Genomic DNA, 16189 nt, shown 5'->3' on the forward strand with positions numbered 1-16189 from the left:
GTTGTGATATGCACTCGCGCCACTTGAAATTGCTCGCCGCCGCTACCCTTACGGCCTGGTCGCTGACCGCCGGCCTGGCCCAGGCCGCTGGTGTACTTACCATCGGCTGCCGTGAAGACAGCACCACCTTCGACCCGATCAAAAGCGCGCAAAACCGCGACACCTGGGTGTTTGCCAACGTCTACGACACCCTGGTGCGCGTGGATAACCTGGGCACCAAAATGGAACCGGGCCTGGCCGAAAGCTGGGACATTTCCAAGGATGGCCTGACCTACACCTTCAAGCTGCGTGAGGCGAAGTTCTCTGACGGCTCGCCGATCACCGCCGCCGACGCCGCGTTCAGCCTGCTGCGCATCCGCGACAACAAGGCCTCGCTGTGGAGCGACCCGTTCAGCCTGATCAACACCGCCACGGCCAGCGATGCCAAGACCCTGGTGGTCACCCTTAAAACCCCGGCGGTGGCCTTCCTCTCGCAACTGGCGTCGCCAACGGTGTCGATCCTGTCGGAAAAAGCCATGACCAAGATGGGCGAAGACGCCTACTCGGAAAACCCGGTGACGTCCGGCGCGTTTACCGTGGACGAGTGGCGCAAGGGCGACCGCGTGATCCTGAAGAAAAACCCGAATTTCTGGCAGGCCAGCAGCGTGAGCCTGGACGGCGTGGAATGGGTGTCGGTGACCGATGACAACACGCGCATGCGCATGGTGCAGAACAACGAGCTCGACACGGCGATCTTCGTGCCGTTCTCCCGGGTCGAAGAACTGAAAAAAGACCAGAACGTGGTGATCCACGCCGACCCGTCCACCCGTGAAGATCACCTGTTGATCAACCATGAGCACAGCCTGTTGGCCAAGCCGCAAGTGCGCCAGGCCCTGGACATGGCCATCGACAAGCAATCGCTGGTCAAAGCCGTTACTTACGGTCAAGGCACCGTGGCTTATTCCTACATTCCAAAGGGCTCGCTGTACCACTACGCCAACAACCTGCAACGCCCGTACGACCCGGCCGAAGCCAAGAAGCTGCTGGCCGCTGCGGGTGCCCAGGATTTGAAGCTCAACTACGTGGTCAACGCCGGCAACGAGGCCGACGAGCAGATCGCGGTAATCATCAAGGACCAGTTGGCCAAGGTCGGTGTGACCGCCAACCTGCAGAAAGTCGACCCGACCCAAAGCTGGCAGATGCTGGTGGACGGTGAGTACGATATTTCGGTGATGTACTGGACCAACGACATCCTCGACCCCGACCAGAAAACCACCTTCGTGCTGGGCCACGACACCAACCAGAACTACATGACCCGCTACAAGAACGACCAGGTCAAGGCCTTGGTGGCGGCCGCGCGGATCGAGGCAGACCCGGCCAAGCGTGAGCAAATGTATGTGGAGTTGCAGAAGCTGGCCAAGCAGGATGTGAACTGGATTGATCTGTACTACAGCCCGTATATCAACATCTCACGCAAGAACGTGAGCAACTTCCTGCAGAACCCGTTGGGGCGTTTCACCTTGGAGGAAGTGGTCAAAAACTGAGTGCTTGATCGTTCCCACGCTCTGCGTGGGAACGCCGCTCAGGACGCTCCGCGTCCGGTAGGGGGGTGACGCGGAGCGTCACGGGGGGCATTCCCACGCGGAGCGTGGGAACGATCAGCATTCACCACCGCTATCGCAGGCAAGCCAGCTCCCACCTTTGTTTTGCGGGGTGTCAGGGCTTATTGCGCATCGAAGGCCTGGCCATTGATGCCCGCACTGTCCGGCCCCATCAGGTACAGGTACACCGGCATGATCTCTTCCGGTGCTGGCCTTTCCATCGGGTTTTCCCCGGGGTACGCCTGGGCGCGCATGCTGGTGCGGGTGCCGCCCGGGTTGATGCTGTTGGCGCGCACTGCGGCCACATCTTCCAGCTCATCGGCCAGGGTTTGCATCAAGCCTTCGGTAGCGAACTTGGACACCCCATAGGCGCCCCAATAAGCACGGCCCTTGCGCCCGACGCTGCTGGAGGTGAACACCACCGACGCATCCTGGGACAGCTTGAGCAACGGCAGCAACGTGCTGGTCAGCATGAACATCGCGTTGACGTTCACATGCATCACCCGCATGAAGTTCTCGCCGGACAACTGCTCGATGGGCGTGCGCGGGCCGATGATCGAGGCGTTGTGCAACAGGCCGTCGAGGTGGCCGAATGCCTTTTCGATCATCGCTGCCAGCTCATCGTATTGATGGGGCAGGGCGGTCTCCAGGTTGAACGGAATCACCACCGGCTGTGGGTGGCCCGCGGCTTCGATCTCGTCATACACCTGGGCCAGGTTGGCTTCGGTCTTGCCCAGCAACAGCACCGTAGCGCCATGGGCGGCATAGGTTTTTGCCGCTGCCGCGCCAATTCCGCGACCGGCGCCGGTTACCAAGATGGTCCGGCCTTTGAGCAGTTCTGGCGGTGCAGAGTAATCAAACATAAATAGCCTCGACAAAATTCAAGGTGATACACCACTTGAAGTGGAATCCATTTCCTGTGGGAGCTGGCTTGCCTGCGATGGCGGACTACCTGTCGCCAAATGTGCTGGCTGGCAGACCGCTATCGCAGGCAAGCCAGCTCCCACATTGATCTCAGTGTTGTTGAGATCTTCGAACAATCAGCAACTGCACAGCGCGTTATCCAGCACCTTGCGCAATTCCAACGGATGATCCACCACCACATCCGCGCCCCAGTGGCGGGGGTTGTCGTCCGGGTGGATATAGCCGTAGGTGACCGCCGCCGTGCGCGTGCCGGCGTCGCGGCCGGATTCGATGTCGCGCAGGTCATCACCCACGAACAGCACGCTGGCCGGGTCCAGGCCGAGCATCTTGCACGCCAGGATCATCGGCTCCGGGTCGGGCTTGCTGTTTTTCACATGGTCCGGGCAGATCAGCACGGCCGAACGCTCGGCCAGGCCCAGGCGCTGCATGATCGGTTCGGCAAAGCGCACCGGCTTGTTGGTGACCACGCCCCAGATCAGCTTGGCTTTCTCGATGTCTTCCAGCAGCTCGGCCATGCCGTCGAACAGTTTGCTGTGCACCGCGCAATCCTTGAGGTAACGCTCCAGGAATTCCTGGCGCAGGTCCTCAAAGCCTGGCGACTCCGGGTCCATCGAGAACGTCACGGCGACCATCGCCCGCGCACCACCGGAAATTTCATCGCGGATGTGTTCGGGGTTGATCGGCGCCAGGCCACGGTCGGCGCGCATGGCCTGGCAGATGGCGATAAAGTCCGGCGCGGTGTCCAGCAGGGTACCGTCCATGTCGAAGAGAACCGCTCGCAACTTCACAGGCTTACTCCTCGCGCAGGGTCTGGATCATGTAGTTGACGTCAACGTCGTTGGCCAGCTTGTAGTGCTTGGTCAGCGGGTTGTAGGTCAGGCCGATGATGTCCTTGACGGTCAGCCCGGCCTGGCGGCTCCACGCACCCAGCTCGGAAGGGCGGATGAATTTCTTGAAATCATGGGTGCCGCGCGGCAGCAGCTTCATGATGTATTCGGCGCCGATGATCGCGAACAGGTAAGCCTTGGGGTTGCGGTTGATGGTGGAGAAGAACACCTGGCCGCCGGGCTTGACCATACGGAAACAGGCGCGAATCACCGAGGACGGGTCTGGCACGTGTTCGAGCATTTCCAGGCAGGTGACCACGTCGAACTGCTCGGGCATTTCTTCGGCCAGGGCTTCGGCGGTGATCTGGCGGTACTCCACGCTCACGCCGGATTCGAGCTGGTGCAACTGGGCCACGGCCAGCGGCGCTTCGCCCATGTCGATGCCCATGACGGTGGCACCACGCTGGGCCATGGCTTCGCTGAGGATGCCGCCGCCGCAACCGACGTCCAGCACCTTCTTGCCGGCCAGGTTGACGCGCTCGTCAATCCAGTTGACCCGCAGTGGGTTGATGTCGTGCAGGGGTTTGAATTCGCTCTCGCGGTCCCACCAGCGGTGGGCCAGGGCTTCAAACTTGGCGATTTCGGCGTGGTCGACGTTGCTCATGGTCAATCCTCTGAATCTGATAAGTCGGTTTGTCGTTGCTGAGCTCATAGGTTCAGCAACGGCGTTATTCGCTGTGCCCGCTGATGCGTTGGCCCCAGGCAATGGCCGTGGCGGTCAACTGTTGTTCATCCATGCGGGTCAATTGCCGGTCGTCGAGCAATGGCTTGCCGGCGACCCAAAGGTGTTTCACGCAATCGCGCCCGGTGGCATATATAAGCTGTGAGACCGGATCGTAGATCGGTTGTTGCGCCAGCCCGGAAAGATCAAAGGCGACGATGTCTGCCGCCTTGCCGACTTCCAATGAGCCAATCTGGCTGTCCAGGCCCATCGCCCTGGCACCGTTGAGCGTAGCCATGCGCAAGGCGCGGTGGGCATCCAGCGCAGTGGCCGAGCCGGCTACGGCCTTGGCCAGCATGGCCGCCGTGCGGGTTTCGCCGAGCAAATCCAGGTCATTGTTGCTGGCGGCGCCGTCGGTGCCGATGGCCACGTTGACGCCAGCCTGCCACAAGCGCTCCACCGGGCAAAAGCCGCTGGCCAGTTTCAGGTTCGATTCCGGGCAGTGAATGACGCTGGTGTTGCTTTCTACCAGTAAAGCCAGGTCGTCTTCGCTGATTTGGGTCATGTGTACGGCCTGAAAGCGCGGCCCCAGCAGGCCGAGGCGAGCCAGGCGCGCCAATGGCCGCTCGCCGGTCTGCTCGACGGCTTGCTGCACTTCAAAGGCGGTTTCGTGAACGTGCATATGGATCACGGCGTCCAGCTCTTCGGCGATCACCCGGATCTTTTCCAGGTTGGCATCGCACACGGTGTAGGGCGCGTGGGGGCCGAAGGTGATTTTGATGCGCGGGTGGTGCTTGAGGTCGCCGAACAGCTCGATACCCTGGCGAATCGCCCCGTCGGCACTGCTGGCGCCGGGAATCGGGAAGTCGAGGATCGGCAACGCGATCTGCGCACGCATACCGCTGTTGTGTACGCAGTCGCTGGCGACCTTGGGGTAGAAATACATGTCCGAGAAGCAGGTGATGCCGCCCTTGATCTGCTCGGCAATGGCCAGGTTGGTGCCGTCGCGCACAAACGCTTCATCGACCCACTTGGCTTCGGCGGGCCAGATGTGTTTTTCCAGCCAGGTCATCAGCGGCAAGTCGTCGGCCAGCCCACGGAACAGGGTCATGGCGGCATGGCCGTGGGCATTGACCAGGCCAGGGCTGAGCAGCATGCCCGGCAGTTCACGCACCTCTCGCGCCGCCAGCTTCAACGCCGCGTCCCGTGGCCCGATAAAGGCAATGCAGCCATCGCGGATACCCAGGCCATGCTCCTTGAGCACCACGCCGGCAGGTTCGACGGGTACCAGCCAGGTCGGCAGCAGCAGCAAGTCGAGCGGGGCGGCAGTGGAGGTCATCGCAGGCTTCTTCCCAGGCAGCTATAAAAGAAGGGCGAAGTATACCCGAGCGTCCTGGCTGGCGGATCGCTATAATCGGCGGCTTTTGTTCATGAGTGCGGGGTAAGGGATGCGCGACCGACTGTTGGCTGCAGACAAAGTGAAGGCCATCCAATGGCGTGATGGCGCGCTGCACCTGCTCGATCAGCGCGTTTTGCCGTCCCGTGAGACCTGGGTAGCCTGCGTTACCGTTGAAGCGGTGGCCGACGCCATTCGCACCATGGTGGTGCGTGGCGCGCCAGCCATCGGTATCTGCGCCGCCTATGGCTTGGTGCTGGCCGCCCGCGAGCGCATCGCCGAGGGCGGTGACTGGCAGGCGGCATGGGAAGAAGACTACGCCTTGCTGGCCCATACTCGACCGACCGCATCGAACCTGTTCTGGGCCTTGCAGCGCATGCGCGACCGCCTCGATCGCCTAAAGCAGCACGCCGACCCGCTGGTGGTGCTGGAAGCCGAAGCCGTGGCGATCCATGAAAGCGACCGGGAGGCCAATGTGGTCATGGCTCAGTTGGGCATGGAGCGGATTCGCAAGCACCAGGGCAACGCCCAGGCGATCCTCACCCATGGCAACGCCGGTGCGTTGGCTTCCGGCGGCGTTGGCACAGCCCTCGGGGTGATTCATGCAGCGTATCTGGAGGGCTTGGTCGAGCAGGTCTATGTCAATGAAACCCGCCCCTGGCTGCAAGGCTCGCGCCTGACGGCCTGGGAGTTGGCGGGCCAGGGCATCCCGGTGGCGGTGAATGCCGACTCCGCCGGGGCGCATATCCTCAAGACCAAAGGCGTGACGTGGGTGGTGGTCGGTGCTGACTGTATCGCGGCCAATGGCGATGTGATCAGCAAGATCGGCACTTATCAGCTGGCCGTGTGTGCCATGCACCATGGCGTGCGCTTTATGGTGGTAGCGTCGAGTTCGACCCTGGATTTGATGATGGCTACTGGTGATGATGTCGCCCTGGAGCAGCGCGATAGTGGTGAGTTGCTGGAGGTGGATGGGCAGCGGTTGGATGTCGCGGTGTTTAACCCTGTGTTTGATGTGACGCCTGCGGATCTGATTGATGTGATCGTGACTGAAAAGGGTGTGGTGGAGCGACCGGATGTGGCCAAGTTGGCCAAGTTGATGTGCCGTAAGCGCCTGCATTGAGTGTGTCGGTGCCTGTGGGGGCGCTATCGCAGGCAAGCCAGCTCCCACATTTAACTGTGTTCACAAATCACGTGTGGGAGCTGGCTTGCCTGCGATTGGCTCTTGAAGTCAACAAAACTCCTGCATTCCACCCTCAAAAAAAAGCACCACCGCGCCTCTGAGCCCCTCTCGTCCCCTTCAAGCCTGTCATCCGTCAAATTACTAGCCTCCATGCGCATCAGGGGGATAGGTGCGTGGCGGCGATTGTGATAACATCCGGCGGTTTCCAGGGCTGCCCCGAGGGGTTGCCTATAACGTGCAGATCCGTGTCATAACTCGTTGATTTGTCGTAAGTCGTTGTCAGGCACCGTGCCGGCAGCGGCGAGCTTCGTTCGTCCCGAATGGATGTGACGAGGTTTCACCCGAAAAAGGAATCAGGCTTCTCATGGGCGAACTGGCCAAAGAAATCCTCCCGGTCAATATCGAAGACGAGCTGAAACAGTCCTACCTCGACTACGCGATGAGCGTAATTGTCGGTCGGGCACTGCCTGATGCGCGCGATGGCTTGAAGCCCGTGCACCGGCGTGTGCTGTTCGCGATGAGCGAGCTGGGTAACGACTGGAACAAGCCGTACAAGAAATCTGCCCGTGTTGTCGGTGACGTGATCGGTAAGTATCACCCTCACGGCGACACTGCGGTGTACGACACCATCGTTCGGATGGCGCAGCCGTTTTCCCTGCGCTACCTGCTGGTAGACGGCCAGGGCAACTTCGGTTCGGTGGACGGCGACAACGCCGCCGCCATGCGATACACCGAAGTGCGCATGACCAAGCTGGCGCACGAGCTGCTGGCTGACCTGCACAAAGAAACCGTGGACTGGGTGCCGAACTACGACGGCACCGAAATGATCCCGGCTGTCATGCCAACCCGTATTCCCAACCTGCTGGTCAACGGTTCCAGCGGTATTGCCGTGGGCATGGCCACCAACATCCCGCCGCACAACCTCGGTGAAGTCATCGACGGTTGCCTGGCCCTTATCGACAACCCTGAGCTGACCGTCGATGAGCTGATGCAATACATCCCCGGCCCGGACTTCCCGACCGCCGCGATCATCAACGGTCGCGCCGGCATCATCGAAGCCTACCGCACCGGTCGCGGGCGCATTTACATGCGTGCCCGCTCGATGATCGAAGACATCGACAAGGTCGGTGGCCGCCAGCAGATCGTTATCACCGAACTCCCATACCAGCTGAACAAGGCACGCCTGATCGAGAAGATCGCCGAGCTGGTTAAAGAGAAGAAGCTGGAAGGCATCACCGAGCTGCGCGACGAGTCCGACAAAGACGGTATGCGCGTGGTGATCGAGCTGCGCCGTGGCGAAGTGCCGGAGGTGATCCTCAACAACCTCTACGCCCAGACCCAGCTGCAAAGCGTGTTTGGTATCAACGTGGTTGCCCTGATCGATGGCCGCCCGCGCATCCTGAACCTCAAGGACCTGCTGGAAGCCTTCGTGCGTCACCGCCGCGAAGTAGTTACCCGCCGTACCGTGTTCGAACTGCGCAAGGCCCGCGAGCGCGGCCATATCCTGGAAGGCCAGGCGGTTGCGCTGTCGAACATCGACCCGGTGATCGCCCTGATCAAGGCCTCGCCAACCCCGTCGGAAGCCAAGGAAGCGCTGATCAGCACGCCGTGGGAATCCAGCGCCGTAGTGGCCATGGTTGAGCGCGCTGGCGCCGACTCGTGCCGCCCCGAGACCCTGGACCCGCAATACGGCCTGCGTGAAGGCAAATACTTCCTGTCGCCAGAACAGGCCCAGGCCATCCTGGAACTGCGTCTGCACCGTCTCACCGGCCTTGAGCACGAGAAGCTGCTGGCCGAGTACCAGGAGATCCTCAACCAGATCGGCGAGTTGATCCGCATCCTCAGCAGCGCCGTGCGCCTGATGGAAGTGATCCGCGAAGAACTGGAAGTGATCCGCGCCGAATACGGCGACGTGCGCCGCACCGAAATCCTCGATGCGCGCCTGGACCTGACCCTGGGTGACATGATCCCGGAAGAAGAGCGCGTAGTGACCATTTCCCACGGTGGCTATGCCAAGACCCAGCCGCTGGCGGCTTACCAGGCCCAGCGTCGTGGCGGTAAAGGTAAATCGGCTACCGGCGTGAAGGATGAGGACTACATCGCTCACCTGCTGGTCGCCAACAGCCACACCACGCTGCTGCTGTTCTCCAGCAAGGGCAAGGTGTACTGGCTCAAGACCTACGAAATCCCGGAAGCCTCCCGCGCTGCCCGTGGTCGTCCGTTGGTCAACCTGCTGCCGCTGGACAGTGATGAATACATCACCACCATGCTGCCGGTCGAGGAATACACCGAAGGTCACTTCATCTTCATGGCCACCGCCAAAGGCACCGTGAAGAAGACCCCGCTGGAATCCTTCAGCCGTCAGCGCAGCGTGGGCCTGATCGCCCTGGAGCTGGACGAAGGCGACGTGCTCATCTCCGCAGCCATCACCGACGGCGAACGCGAAGTCATGCTGTTCTCCGATGGCGGCAAGGTCACACGCTTCAAGGAATCCGATGTACGTGCCATGGGCCGTACCGCCCGCGGTGTGCGCGGCATGCGCCTGCCAGAAGGGCAGAAGCTGATTTCGATGCTGATCCCGGAAGAAGGCAGCCAGATCCTCACCGCTTCCGAGCGTGGTTATGGCAAGCGCACCGCCATCAGCGAGTTCCCGGAGTACAAACGTGGCGGCCAGGGCGTGATCGCCATGGTCAGCAACGACCGCAACGGCCGTCTGGTCGGCGCGGTACAGGTGCTCGATGGCGAGGAAATCATGCTGATTTCCGACCAGGGCACCCTGGTGCGTACCCGTGTGGCGGAGGTCTCGAGCCTGGGCCGTAACACCCAGGGCGTGACCCTGATCAAGCTGGCCAAGGACGAAAAACTGGTCGGCCTGGAGCGTGTGCAGGAGCCTTCGGAAGTCGAAGGTGAAGAGCTCGAAGGTGAGGAATTTGAAGGCGAGGTGATCGCAGCCGGCGATGACAACGTTGACGAGCCAACCCTCGACGCTGCCGCAGACGAAGAAGAACCGCAGGAATAAGCGGACACACAGGGGGCGGATGAAGATTCGCCCCCTTGTTGTTTGTCCCGTATGAAACACAGCGCCCTTTGCCTGGACGCGGTCCATGTGGGAGCTGGCTTGCCTGCGATACAGGCGCCTCGGTCATTCAGTGAAACCGCGGCGCCTGTATCGCAGGCAAGCCAGCTCCCACAGATGCCCGCTTCAGAATGAGGGCGTTGCTGACATGATTGCAGCCCCACCAGATCAGAGTGAGATTGGATGTGAGCAAGAGAGCCTATAACTTCTGTGCCGGTCCCGCGGCGCTTCCTGAAGCAGTCCTGCAGCGTGCGCAGGGTGAACTCCTCGACTGGCATGGAAAAGGCCTCTCCGTGATGGAAATGAGCCATCGCAGCGATGAGTTCGTGTCCATCGCCAACAAGGCCGAGCAGGACCTGCGCGACTTGCTGGACATCCCATCCAATTACAAAGTGCTGTTCCTGCAAGGCGGCGCGAGCCAACAGTTCGCCCAGTTGCCGCTGAACCTGCTACCCGAAGGCGGCACTGCCGACTATATCGACACCGGTATCTGGGGGCAGAAGGCCATTGAAGAGGCCTCGCGCTACGGCCATGTCAACGTGGCAGGCACCGCCAAGCCCTACGACTACTTCGCCATTCCCGGTCAGAACGAGTGGAATCTGTCCAAGGACGCGGCCTACGTTCACTACGTCGCGAACGAAACCATCGGTGGCCTGGAATTTGATTGGGTACCACAAGTAGGTGACGTGCCACTGGTGTGCGACATGTCCTCGGACATCCTCTCGCGCCCGATCGACGTGTCCAAGTACGGCATGATCTACGCCGGCGCGCAGAAGAACATCGGCCCGAGCGGCATCCTGGTCAATATCATCCGCGAAGACCTGCTGGGCCGCGCCCGTTCGCTGTGCCCGACCATGCTCAACTACAAGGTCGCGGCCGATAACGGCTCGATGTACAACACCCCGCCGGCGTTTGCCTGGTACCTGTCGGGCCTGGTGTTCGAATGGCTCAAGGAGCAGGGCGGCGTGGCGGCCATGGGCAAGCTCAACGAGGAGAAGAAGCGCGTCCTGTACGACTTCATCGACGCCAGCGGCCTGTACAGCAACCCGATCAACCTCACCGACCGCTCGTGGATGAACGTGCCGTTCCGCCTGGCTGACGACCGCCTGGACAAGCCGTTCCTGGCTGGCGCCGACGCGCGCGGCCTGCTGAACCTCAAGGGCCACCGCTCGGTGGGCGGCATGCGCGCCTCCATTTATAACGCCGTCGACATCCACGCCATCAATGCGCTGGTTGCCTACATGGCAGAGTTCGAGAAGGAACACGGCTAATGTCTGAGCAAGAACTCAAGGCCCTGCGCGTACGCATTGACAGCCTGGACGAGAAAGTCCTGGAGCTGATCAGTGAACGTGCGCGCTGCGCCCAGGAAGTGGCCCGGGTAAAGATGGCATCCCTCGCCGAAGGCGAAGTGCCGGTGTTCTACCGGCCTGAGCGTGAAGCCCAGGTGCTCAAGCGTGTGATGGAGCGCAACAAGGGGCCGTTGGGCAACGAAGAGATGGCGCGGTTGTTCCGTGAAATCATGTCGTCGTGCCTGGCGCTGGAGCAGCCGCTGAAAGTGGCTTACCTCGGCCCTGAAGGCACCTTCACCCAGGCCGCAGCCATGAAGCACTTCGGCCACGCGGTGATCAGCAAGCCCATGGCGGCCATCGACGAAGTCTTCCGTGAAGTCGCGGCCGGTGCGGTGAATTTTGGCGTGGTGCCGGTGGAAAACTCCACTGAAGGCGCGGTCAACCACACCCTGGACAGCTTCCTCGAGCACGACATGGTGATCTGCGGGGAGGTGGAGCTGCGTATCCACCACCACCTGCTGGTGGGTGAAAACACCAAGACCGACAGCATCAGCCGCATCTACTCCCACGCCCAGTCCCTGGCCCAGTGTCGCAAGTGGCTGGACGCCCATTACCCGAATGTCGAGCGCGTGGCGGTGTCCAGCAACGCCGAAGCGGCCAAGCGGGTCAAGGGTGAGTGGAATTCGGCGGCGATTGCCGGCGATATGGCCGCGGGCCTGTACGGCCTGACGCGCCTGGCCGAAAAAATCGAAGACCGCCCGGACAACTCCACGCGCTTTTTGATGATCGGCAGCCAAGAAGTGCCGCCCACTGGCGACGACAAGACGTCGATCATCGTTTCCATGAGCAACAAGCCCGGCGCGCTGCATGAGCTGCTGGTGCCGTTCCACGACAACGGGATTGACCTGACGCGCATCGAGACTCGTCCTTCGCGCAGCGGTAAATGGACCTACGTGTTCTTTATCGACTTCATCGGCCATCACCGCGACCCGCTGGTCAAGGGCGTGCTGGAGAAAATCAGTCAGGAAGCCGTGGCACTCAAGGTGCTGGGCTCTTACCCGAAAGCGGTTTTGTGAGGCTTTGACATGAGTGGCAACTTCCTCGCCCTGGCACAGCCGGGCGTGCAACAACTCTCGCCTTACGTTCCAGGCAAGCCTGTGGACGAGTTGGCCCGTGAGTTAAATCTGGACCCGTCCAAAATCGTCAAGCTGGCGAGTAACGAAAACCCGCTGGGCCCGAGCCCCAACGTGTTGGCGGCGATTCGTGAAGAGCTGGCCGAGCTGACCCGTTATCCCGATGGCAACGGCTTTGCGCTCAAGTCTTTGCTGGCGGACAAGTGCCGGGTCGAGCTGAATCAAGTGACCTTGGGCAATGGCTCCAACGACATCCTTGAACTGGTCGGCCGTGCCTACCTGGCGCCAGGTTTGAACGCGGTGTTCAGCGAACACGCGTTTGCGGTCTACCCGATCGTGACCCAGGCGGTGGGGGCGGATGCTCGCGTGATTCCTGCCAAGGACTGGGGCCATGACCTGCCGGCGATGCTGGCGGCCATCGATGCCCAAACTCGCGTGGTGTTTATCGCCAACCCGAACAACCCGACCGGCACCTGGTTTGACGAGCAAGCACTGAACGAATTCCTGCAGGATGTGCCGGAGCACGTGCTGGTCGTGCTGGACGAAGCCTACATTGAGTACGCCGAAGGCAGCGACCTGCCCGACGGCCTGGATTTCCTCGCGGCCTACCCGAACCTGCTGGTGTCGCGTACGTTCTCCAAGGCTTATGGCCTGGCGTCGTTGCGGGTCGGTTATGGCTTGTCCACGCCCGTGGTGGCCGATGTGCTGAACCGCGTGCGCCAACCGTTCAACGTCAACAGCCTGGCCCTGGCGGCCGCCTGTGCGGCGGTGAAGGATGCCGAATACCTGGAGGAAGGCCGTCGCCTCAACGAGAGCGGCATGCTGCAATTGCAGGAAGGCTTTCGTGAGCTGGGCCTGGGCTGGATTCCGTCCAAGGGCAACTTCATCTGCGTCGACCTCGGCCAAGTGGCCGCACCGGTGTTCCAGGGTTTGCTGCGCGAGGGCGTGATTGTGCGCCCGGTGGCCAACTACGGCATGCCGAACCACCTGCGTATCACCATCGGTTTGCCCGCGGAGAACAGCCGCTTCCTTGAGGCGCTGGCCAAGGTTCTGGCCCGTGGTTGATGTCACTGCATTGCAACCTGCTGTGCCTATGATCGGTCGCCTGGTGGTGGTCGGCCTGGGGTTGATCGGTGGCTCCTTCGCCAAAGGCCTGCGTGAAAGCGGGCTGTGTGGCGAAGTGGTGGGCGTGGACCTCGACGCGCAATCGCGCGCGTTGGCGGTGGAGTTGGGGGTGGTGGACCGCTGTGAGGCGGACCTGGCCGTCGCCTGCCAGGGCGCGGATGTGATCCAGCTCGCCGTACCGATCCTGGCCATGGAGAAATTGCTGGCGGTACTGGCTGGCATGGACCTTGGGCAAGCGATCCTCACCGATGTGGGCAGCGCCAAAGGCAACGTGGTGCGCGCGGCACGATTGGCGTTTGGTGGCATGCCGCCGCGCTTTGTGCCGGGCCATCCCATTGCTGGCTCCGAGCAGAGCGGGGTGGAGGCCTCCAATGCGCAGTTGTTCCGTCGGCATAAGGTCATCCTGACGCCGCTTGCGCAAACCGATCCCACGGCGTTGGCAGTGGTGGATCGTCTCTGGCGCGAGCTGGGCGCGGATGTGGAGCATATGCAGGTCGAGCGTCACGACGAAGTGTTGGCAGCCACCAGCCACTTGCCGCATCTGCTGGCATTTGGCCTGGTGGATTCGTTGGCCAAACGCAACGAAAACCTCGAGATTTTCCGATACGCCGCCGGTGGCTTCCGCGATTTCACGCGAATTGCCGGCAGCGATCCGGTGATGTGGCACGACATCTTCCTCGCCAATCGCGAAGCGGTATTGCGCACCCTGGACACCTTCCGCAGTGACCTCGACGCCTTGCGGGACGCGGTGGATGCGGGAGACGGCCATCAGCTGCTGGGCGTGTTCACTCGTGCGCGGGTGGCGCGTGAACATTTCAGCAAAATCCTTGCGCGCCGGGCCTATATGGAAACCGCAGTGAACACCGATGACCTGACCTTCATCGCCAGTCCGGGTGGCCGCTTGAGCGGGCGCATTCGCGTGCCGGGTGACAAGTCGATCTCTCACCGATCGATCATGTTGGGGTCGTTGGCCGAGGGTGTGACCGAGGTGGAAGGCTTCCTTGAGGGTGAAGACGCCCTGGCGACCTTGCAGGCCTTTCGCGACATGGGCGTGGTAATCGAGGGGCCGCACCATGGGCGCGTGACCATTCATGGCGTCGGCCTGCAGGGCCTGAAGGCTGCGCCGGGGCCGATCTATGTAGGCAATTCCGGCACGTCGATGCGCCTGTTGGCCGGTGTGTTGGCAGCGCAGAGCTTCGACAGCGTGCTGACCGGCGATGCCTCGCTGTCCAAGCGCCCGATGAACCGCGTAGCCAAGCCGCTGCGGGAAATGGGCGCGATCATCGAAACCGGGCCGGACGGGCGTCCGCCGCTGAGTATTCGTGGCGGGCAATCGCTCAAGGGCTTGAACTATGTACTGCCCATGGCCAGTGCCCAGGTGAAATCCTGCCTGTTGTTGGCGGGGTTGTACGCTGAGGGTAAAACCTCGGTGACCGAGCCCGCACCGACCCGCGACCACACCGAGCGCATGCTGCGCGGCTTTGGCTACCCGGTGGCGGTGCAGGGCGCGACGGCGTCACTGGCGTCGGGGCATGGGTTGACCGCTACGCGTATTGAAGTGCCGGGGGACATTTCGTCTTCGGCGTTTTTCCTGGTGGCGGCCTCGATTGCCAAGGGCTCGGAGCTGTTGCTGGAGCATGTCGGTATCAACCCGACCCGCACCGGGGTGATCGATATCCTGCGGCTGATGGGGGCTGATATCACTCTCGAAAATCAGCGCGAGGTGGGCGGCGAGCCGGTTGCGGATTTGCGTGTGCGTGCCGCCGCGCTCAAGGGTATCGAGATTCCAGAGGCCCTGGTGCCGTTGGCGATTGATGAGTTCCCCGTGCTGTTTATTGCTGCAGCCTGCGCTCAGGGCCGCACCGTTTTGCGCGGGGCCGAGGAGCTGCGCCTCAAGGAGTCCGATCGTATCCAGGTAATGGCCGACGGTCTGTTGGCCCTGGGTGTGAAGTGTGAACCCACGCCTGATGGGCTTATCATTGACGGTGGCCCGATGGGCGGCGGTGAAGTGCATGCCCATGGCGATCATCGGATTGCCATGGCGTTCAGTGTGGCTTCCCTGCGGGCGACGGCGCCTATTCGTATCCTTGACTGCGCCAATGTTGCTACGTCTTTTCCGAACTTTCTGACACTGTGTGCCCAAGTCGGCATCCGTGTTGCCCAAGAGGCTCAATTGTGAATATCAAAGCACCGGTGATTACCATCGACGGGCCTAGCGGCTCGGGCAAAGGCACAATCGCTGGCATTCTGGCCAAGCGCCTGGGTTGGTGCCTGCTGGATTCTGGCGCGTTGTACCGCCTGCTGGCGTTTGCTGCGCACAACCATGGCGTGGATCTGACCAACGAAGAGTTGCTGACCAAACTTGCCGCCCATCTGGATGTGCAGTTCATTGCGGCGACCGAGGGTCAGCTGCAGCGCATTATTCTGGAAGGTGATGAAGTCAGCGATGTGATTCGCACCGAAAGTATCGGCGCGGGTGCCTCCCAAGTGGCCGCGCTGCCTGCCGTGCGCGAGGCGCTGCTGCAGCGCCAGCGCGCATTTCAGGAGGCGCCGGGCCTGGTGGCCGATGGCCGCGACATGGGCACGGTGGTGTTTCCCGAGGCGCCGCTGAAGATTTTCCTGACCGCCAGCGCCGAGGAGCGGGCACGCCGCCGTTACTTGCAGTTGAAGGGCAAAGTCGATGGTGTTAGTCTGTCGAGTCTGCTAGATGAGATCCGTGCACGCGATGAGCGTGATACCCAGCGTGCGGTAGCCCCGCTCAAGCCGGCGGCTGACGCCATACAGCTGGATTCCACGGAGCTGTCCATCGAGCAGGTGCTGGAACGCATCATGAGTGAAATCGCCATTCGCGATATCGCCGGGTGATCAAGAAGGCCGCAGGGGACCAGTCATAGTCCTGCGGTGGCTTCTTTTAACTGAAACTGACCCACACCGT

12 protein-coding genes are annotated in these 16189 nt (G+C 61.8%); 8 read left to right on the top strand and 4 right to left on the bottom strand.

Translation table 11 applies throughout. The features are described from left to right. Nucleotides 1-8: 8 nt before the first annotated feature. The gene (locus tag V8689_RS08305; protein WP_056791851.1) at nt 9-1523 is read left to right on the top strand and encodes an ABC transporter substrate-binding protein; all 1515 of its coding nucleotides are present in this window, start codon (nt 9-11) and stop codon (nt 1521-1523) included. Between the two features lie 179 nt (nt 1524-1702). Here V8689_RS08305 and V8689_RS08310 read toward each other — a convergent pair whose 3' ends face one another. The 4 genes from V8689_RS08310 to V8689_RS08325 all read right to left on the bottom strand — a co-directional run bounded on the left by V8689_RS08310 (nt 1703) and on the right by V8689_RS08325 (nt 5391). Continuing rightward, nucleotides 1703-2443: a YciK family oxidoreductase gene (locus V8689_RS08310; RefSeq protein WP_003189758.1), complete on the bottom strand. Its 741-nt coding sequence runs from the start codon at nt 2441-2443 to the stop codon at nt 1703-1705. Nucleotides 2444-2620: 177 nt separating this feature from the next. After that, a complete protein-coding gene (mupP, locus tag V8689_RS08315) occupies nt 2621-3292 on the bottom strand; it encodes an N-acetylmuramic acid 6-phosphate phosphatase MupP (RefSeq protein ID WP_056791853.1) in 672 nt (223 codons plus the stop codon). 4 nt (nt 3293-3296) lie between these two features. Then, nucleotides 3297-3995 (bottom strand): bifunctional 2-polyprenyl-6-hydroxyphenol methylase/3-demethylubiquinol 3-O-methyltransferase UbiG, encoded by a 699-nt coding sequence (ubiG, locus tag V8689_RS08320; protein ID WP_003189760.1) that lies wholly within the window; start codon nt 3993-3995, stop codon nt 3297-3299. A 64-nt stretch (nt 3996-4059) separates the two neighbouring features. Further along, nucleotides 4060-5391, bottom strand: coding sequence for a TRZ/ATZ family hydrolase (locus V8689_RS08325; protein WP_056791855.1), 1332 nt, complete (start codon nt 5389-5391; stop codon nt 4060-4062). A gap of 109 nt (nt 5392-5500) precedes the next feature. On the opposite strand from V8689_RS08325, the gene mtnA reads away from it, so the two are divergent. The 7 genes from mtnA (at nt 5501) to cmk (ending at nt 16119) form a co-directional block, all read left to right on the top strand. Then, nucleotides 5501-6571, top strand: a complete 1071-nt coding sequence (mtnA, locus tag V8689_RS08330) for an S-methyl-5-thioribose-1-phosphate isomerase (RefSeq protein ID WP_056791856.1) — start codon at nt 5501-5503, stop codon at nt 6569-6571. Nucleotides 6572-6995: 424 nt separating this feature from the next. After that, nucleotides 6996-9650 (top strand): DNA gyrase subunit A, encoded by a 2655-nt coding sequence (gene gyrA, locus V8689_RS08335; protein ID WP_003189765.1) that lies wholly within the window; start codon nt 6996-6998, stop codon nt 9648-9650. Nucleotides 9651-9892: 242 nt separating this feature from the next. Further along, on the top strand, nt 9893-10978 hold the full coding sequence (gene serC, locus V8689_RS08340; protein ID WP_056791858.1) for a 3-phosphoserine/phosphohydroxythreonine transaminase: 1086 nt from the start codon (nt 9893-9895) through the stop codon (nt 10976-10978). Further along, complete coding sequence (gene pheA, locus V8689_RS08345) at nt 10978-12072, top strand: prephenate dehydratase (protein WP_003172650.1); 1095 nt, start codon at nt 10978-10980, stop codon at nt 12070-12072. Before serC ends, pheA begins: the two co-directional genes overlap by 1 nt. 9 nt (nt 12073-12081) lie before the next feature. After that, nucleotides 12082-13194: a histidinol-phosphate transaminase gene (gene hisC / locus V8689_RS08350; RefSeq protein WP_056791860.1), complete on the top strand. Its 1113-nt coding sequence runs from the start codon at nt 12082-12084 to the stop codon at nt 13192-13194. 28 nt (nt 13195-13222) lie between these two features. After that, complete coding sequence (locus V8689_RS08355) at nt 13223-15433, top strand: bifunctional prephenate dehydrogenase/3-phosphoshikimate 1-carboxyvinyltransferase (protein WP_056791861.1); 2211 nt, start codon at nt 13223-13225, stop codon at nt 15431-15433. Beyond that, nucleotides 15430-16119, top strand: coding sequence for a (d)CMP kinase (cmk, locus tag V8689_RS08360; protein ID WP_003189772.1), 690 nt, complete (start codon nt 15430-15432; stop codon nt 16117-16119). The genes V8689_RS08355 and cmk overlap by 4 nt, the downstream gene beginning before the upstream one ends. Nucleotides 16120-16189: the final 70 nt, after the last annotated feature.

Source organism: Pseudomonas sp. AK181, from assembly GCF_051122975.1.
Lineage (GTDB): Bacteria > Pseudomonadota > Gammaproteobacteria > Pseudomonadales > Pseudomonadaceae > Aquipseudomonas > Aquipseudomonas lactis.

Excerpts from the sequence above, each read along its gene's own strand:
- hisC (WP_056791860.1), top strand. The coding sequence starts at position 12,082 with ATGAGTGGCAACTTCCTCGCCCTGGCACAGCCGGGCGTGCAACAACTC.
- V8689_RS08355 (WP_056791861.1), top strand. The coding sequence starts at position 13,223 with ATGATCGGTCGCCTGGTGGTGGTCGGCCTGGGGTTGATCGGTGGCTCC.
- mtnA (WP_056791856.1), top strand. The coding sequence starts at position 5,501 with ATGCGCGACCGACTGTTGGCTGCAGACAAAGTGAAGGCCATCCAATGG.
- pheA (WP_003172650.1), top strand. The coding sequence starts at position 10,978 with ATGTCTGAGCAAGAACTCAAGGCCCTGCGCGTACGCATTGACAGCCTG.
- V8689_RS08305 (WP_056791851.1), top strand. The coding sequence starts at position 9 with ATGCACTCGCGCCACTTGAAATTGCTCGCCGCCGCTACCCTTACGGCC.
- V8689_RS08310 (WP_003189758.1), bottom strand. The coding sequence starts at position 2,443 with ATGTTTGATTACTCTGCACCGCCAGAACTGCTCAAAGGCCGGACCATC.
- ubiG (WP_003189760.1), bottom strand. The coding sequence starts at position 3,995 with ATGAGCAACGTCGACCACGCCGAAATCGCCAAGTTTGAAGCCCTGGCC.
- V8689_RS08325 (WP_056791855.1), bottom strand. The coding sequence starts at position 5,391 with ATGACCTCCACTGCCGCCCCGCTCGACTTGCTGCTGCTGCCGACCTGG.
- gyrA (WP_003189765.1), top strand. The coding sequence starts at position 6,996 with ATGGGCGAACTGGCCAAAGAAATCCTCCCGGTCAATATCGAAGACGAG.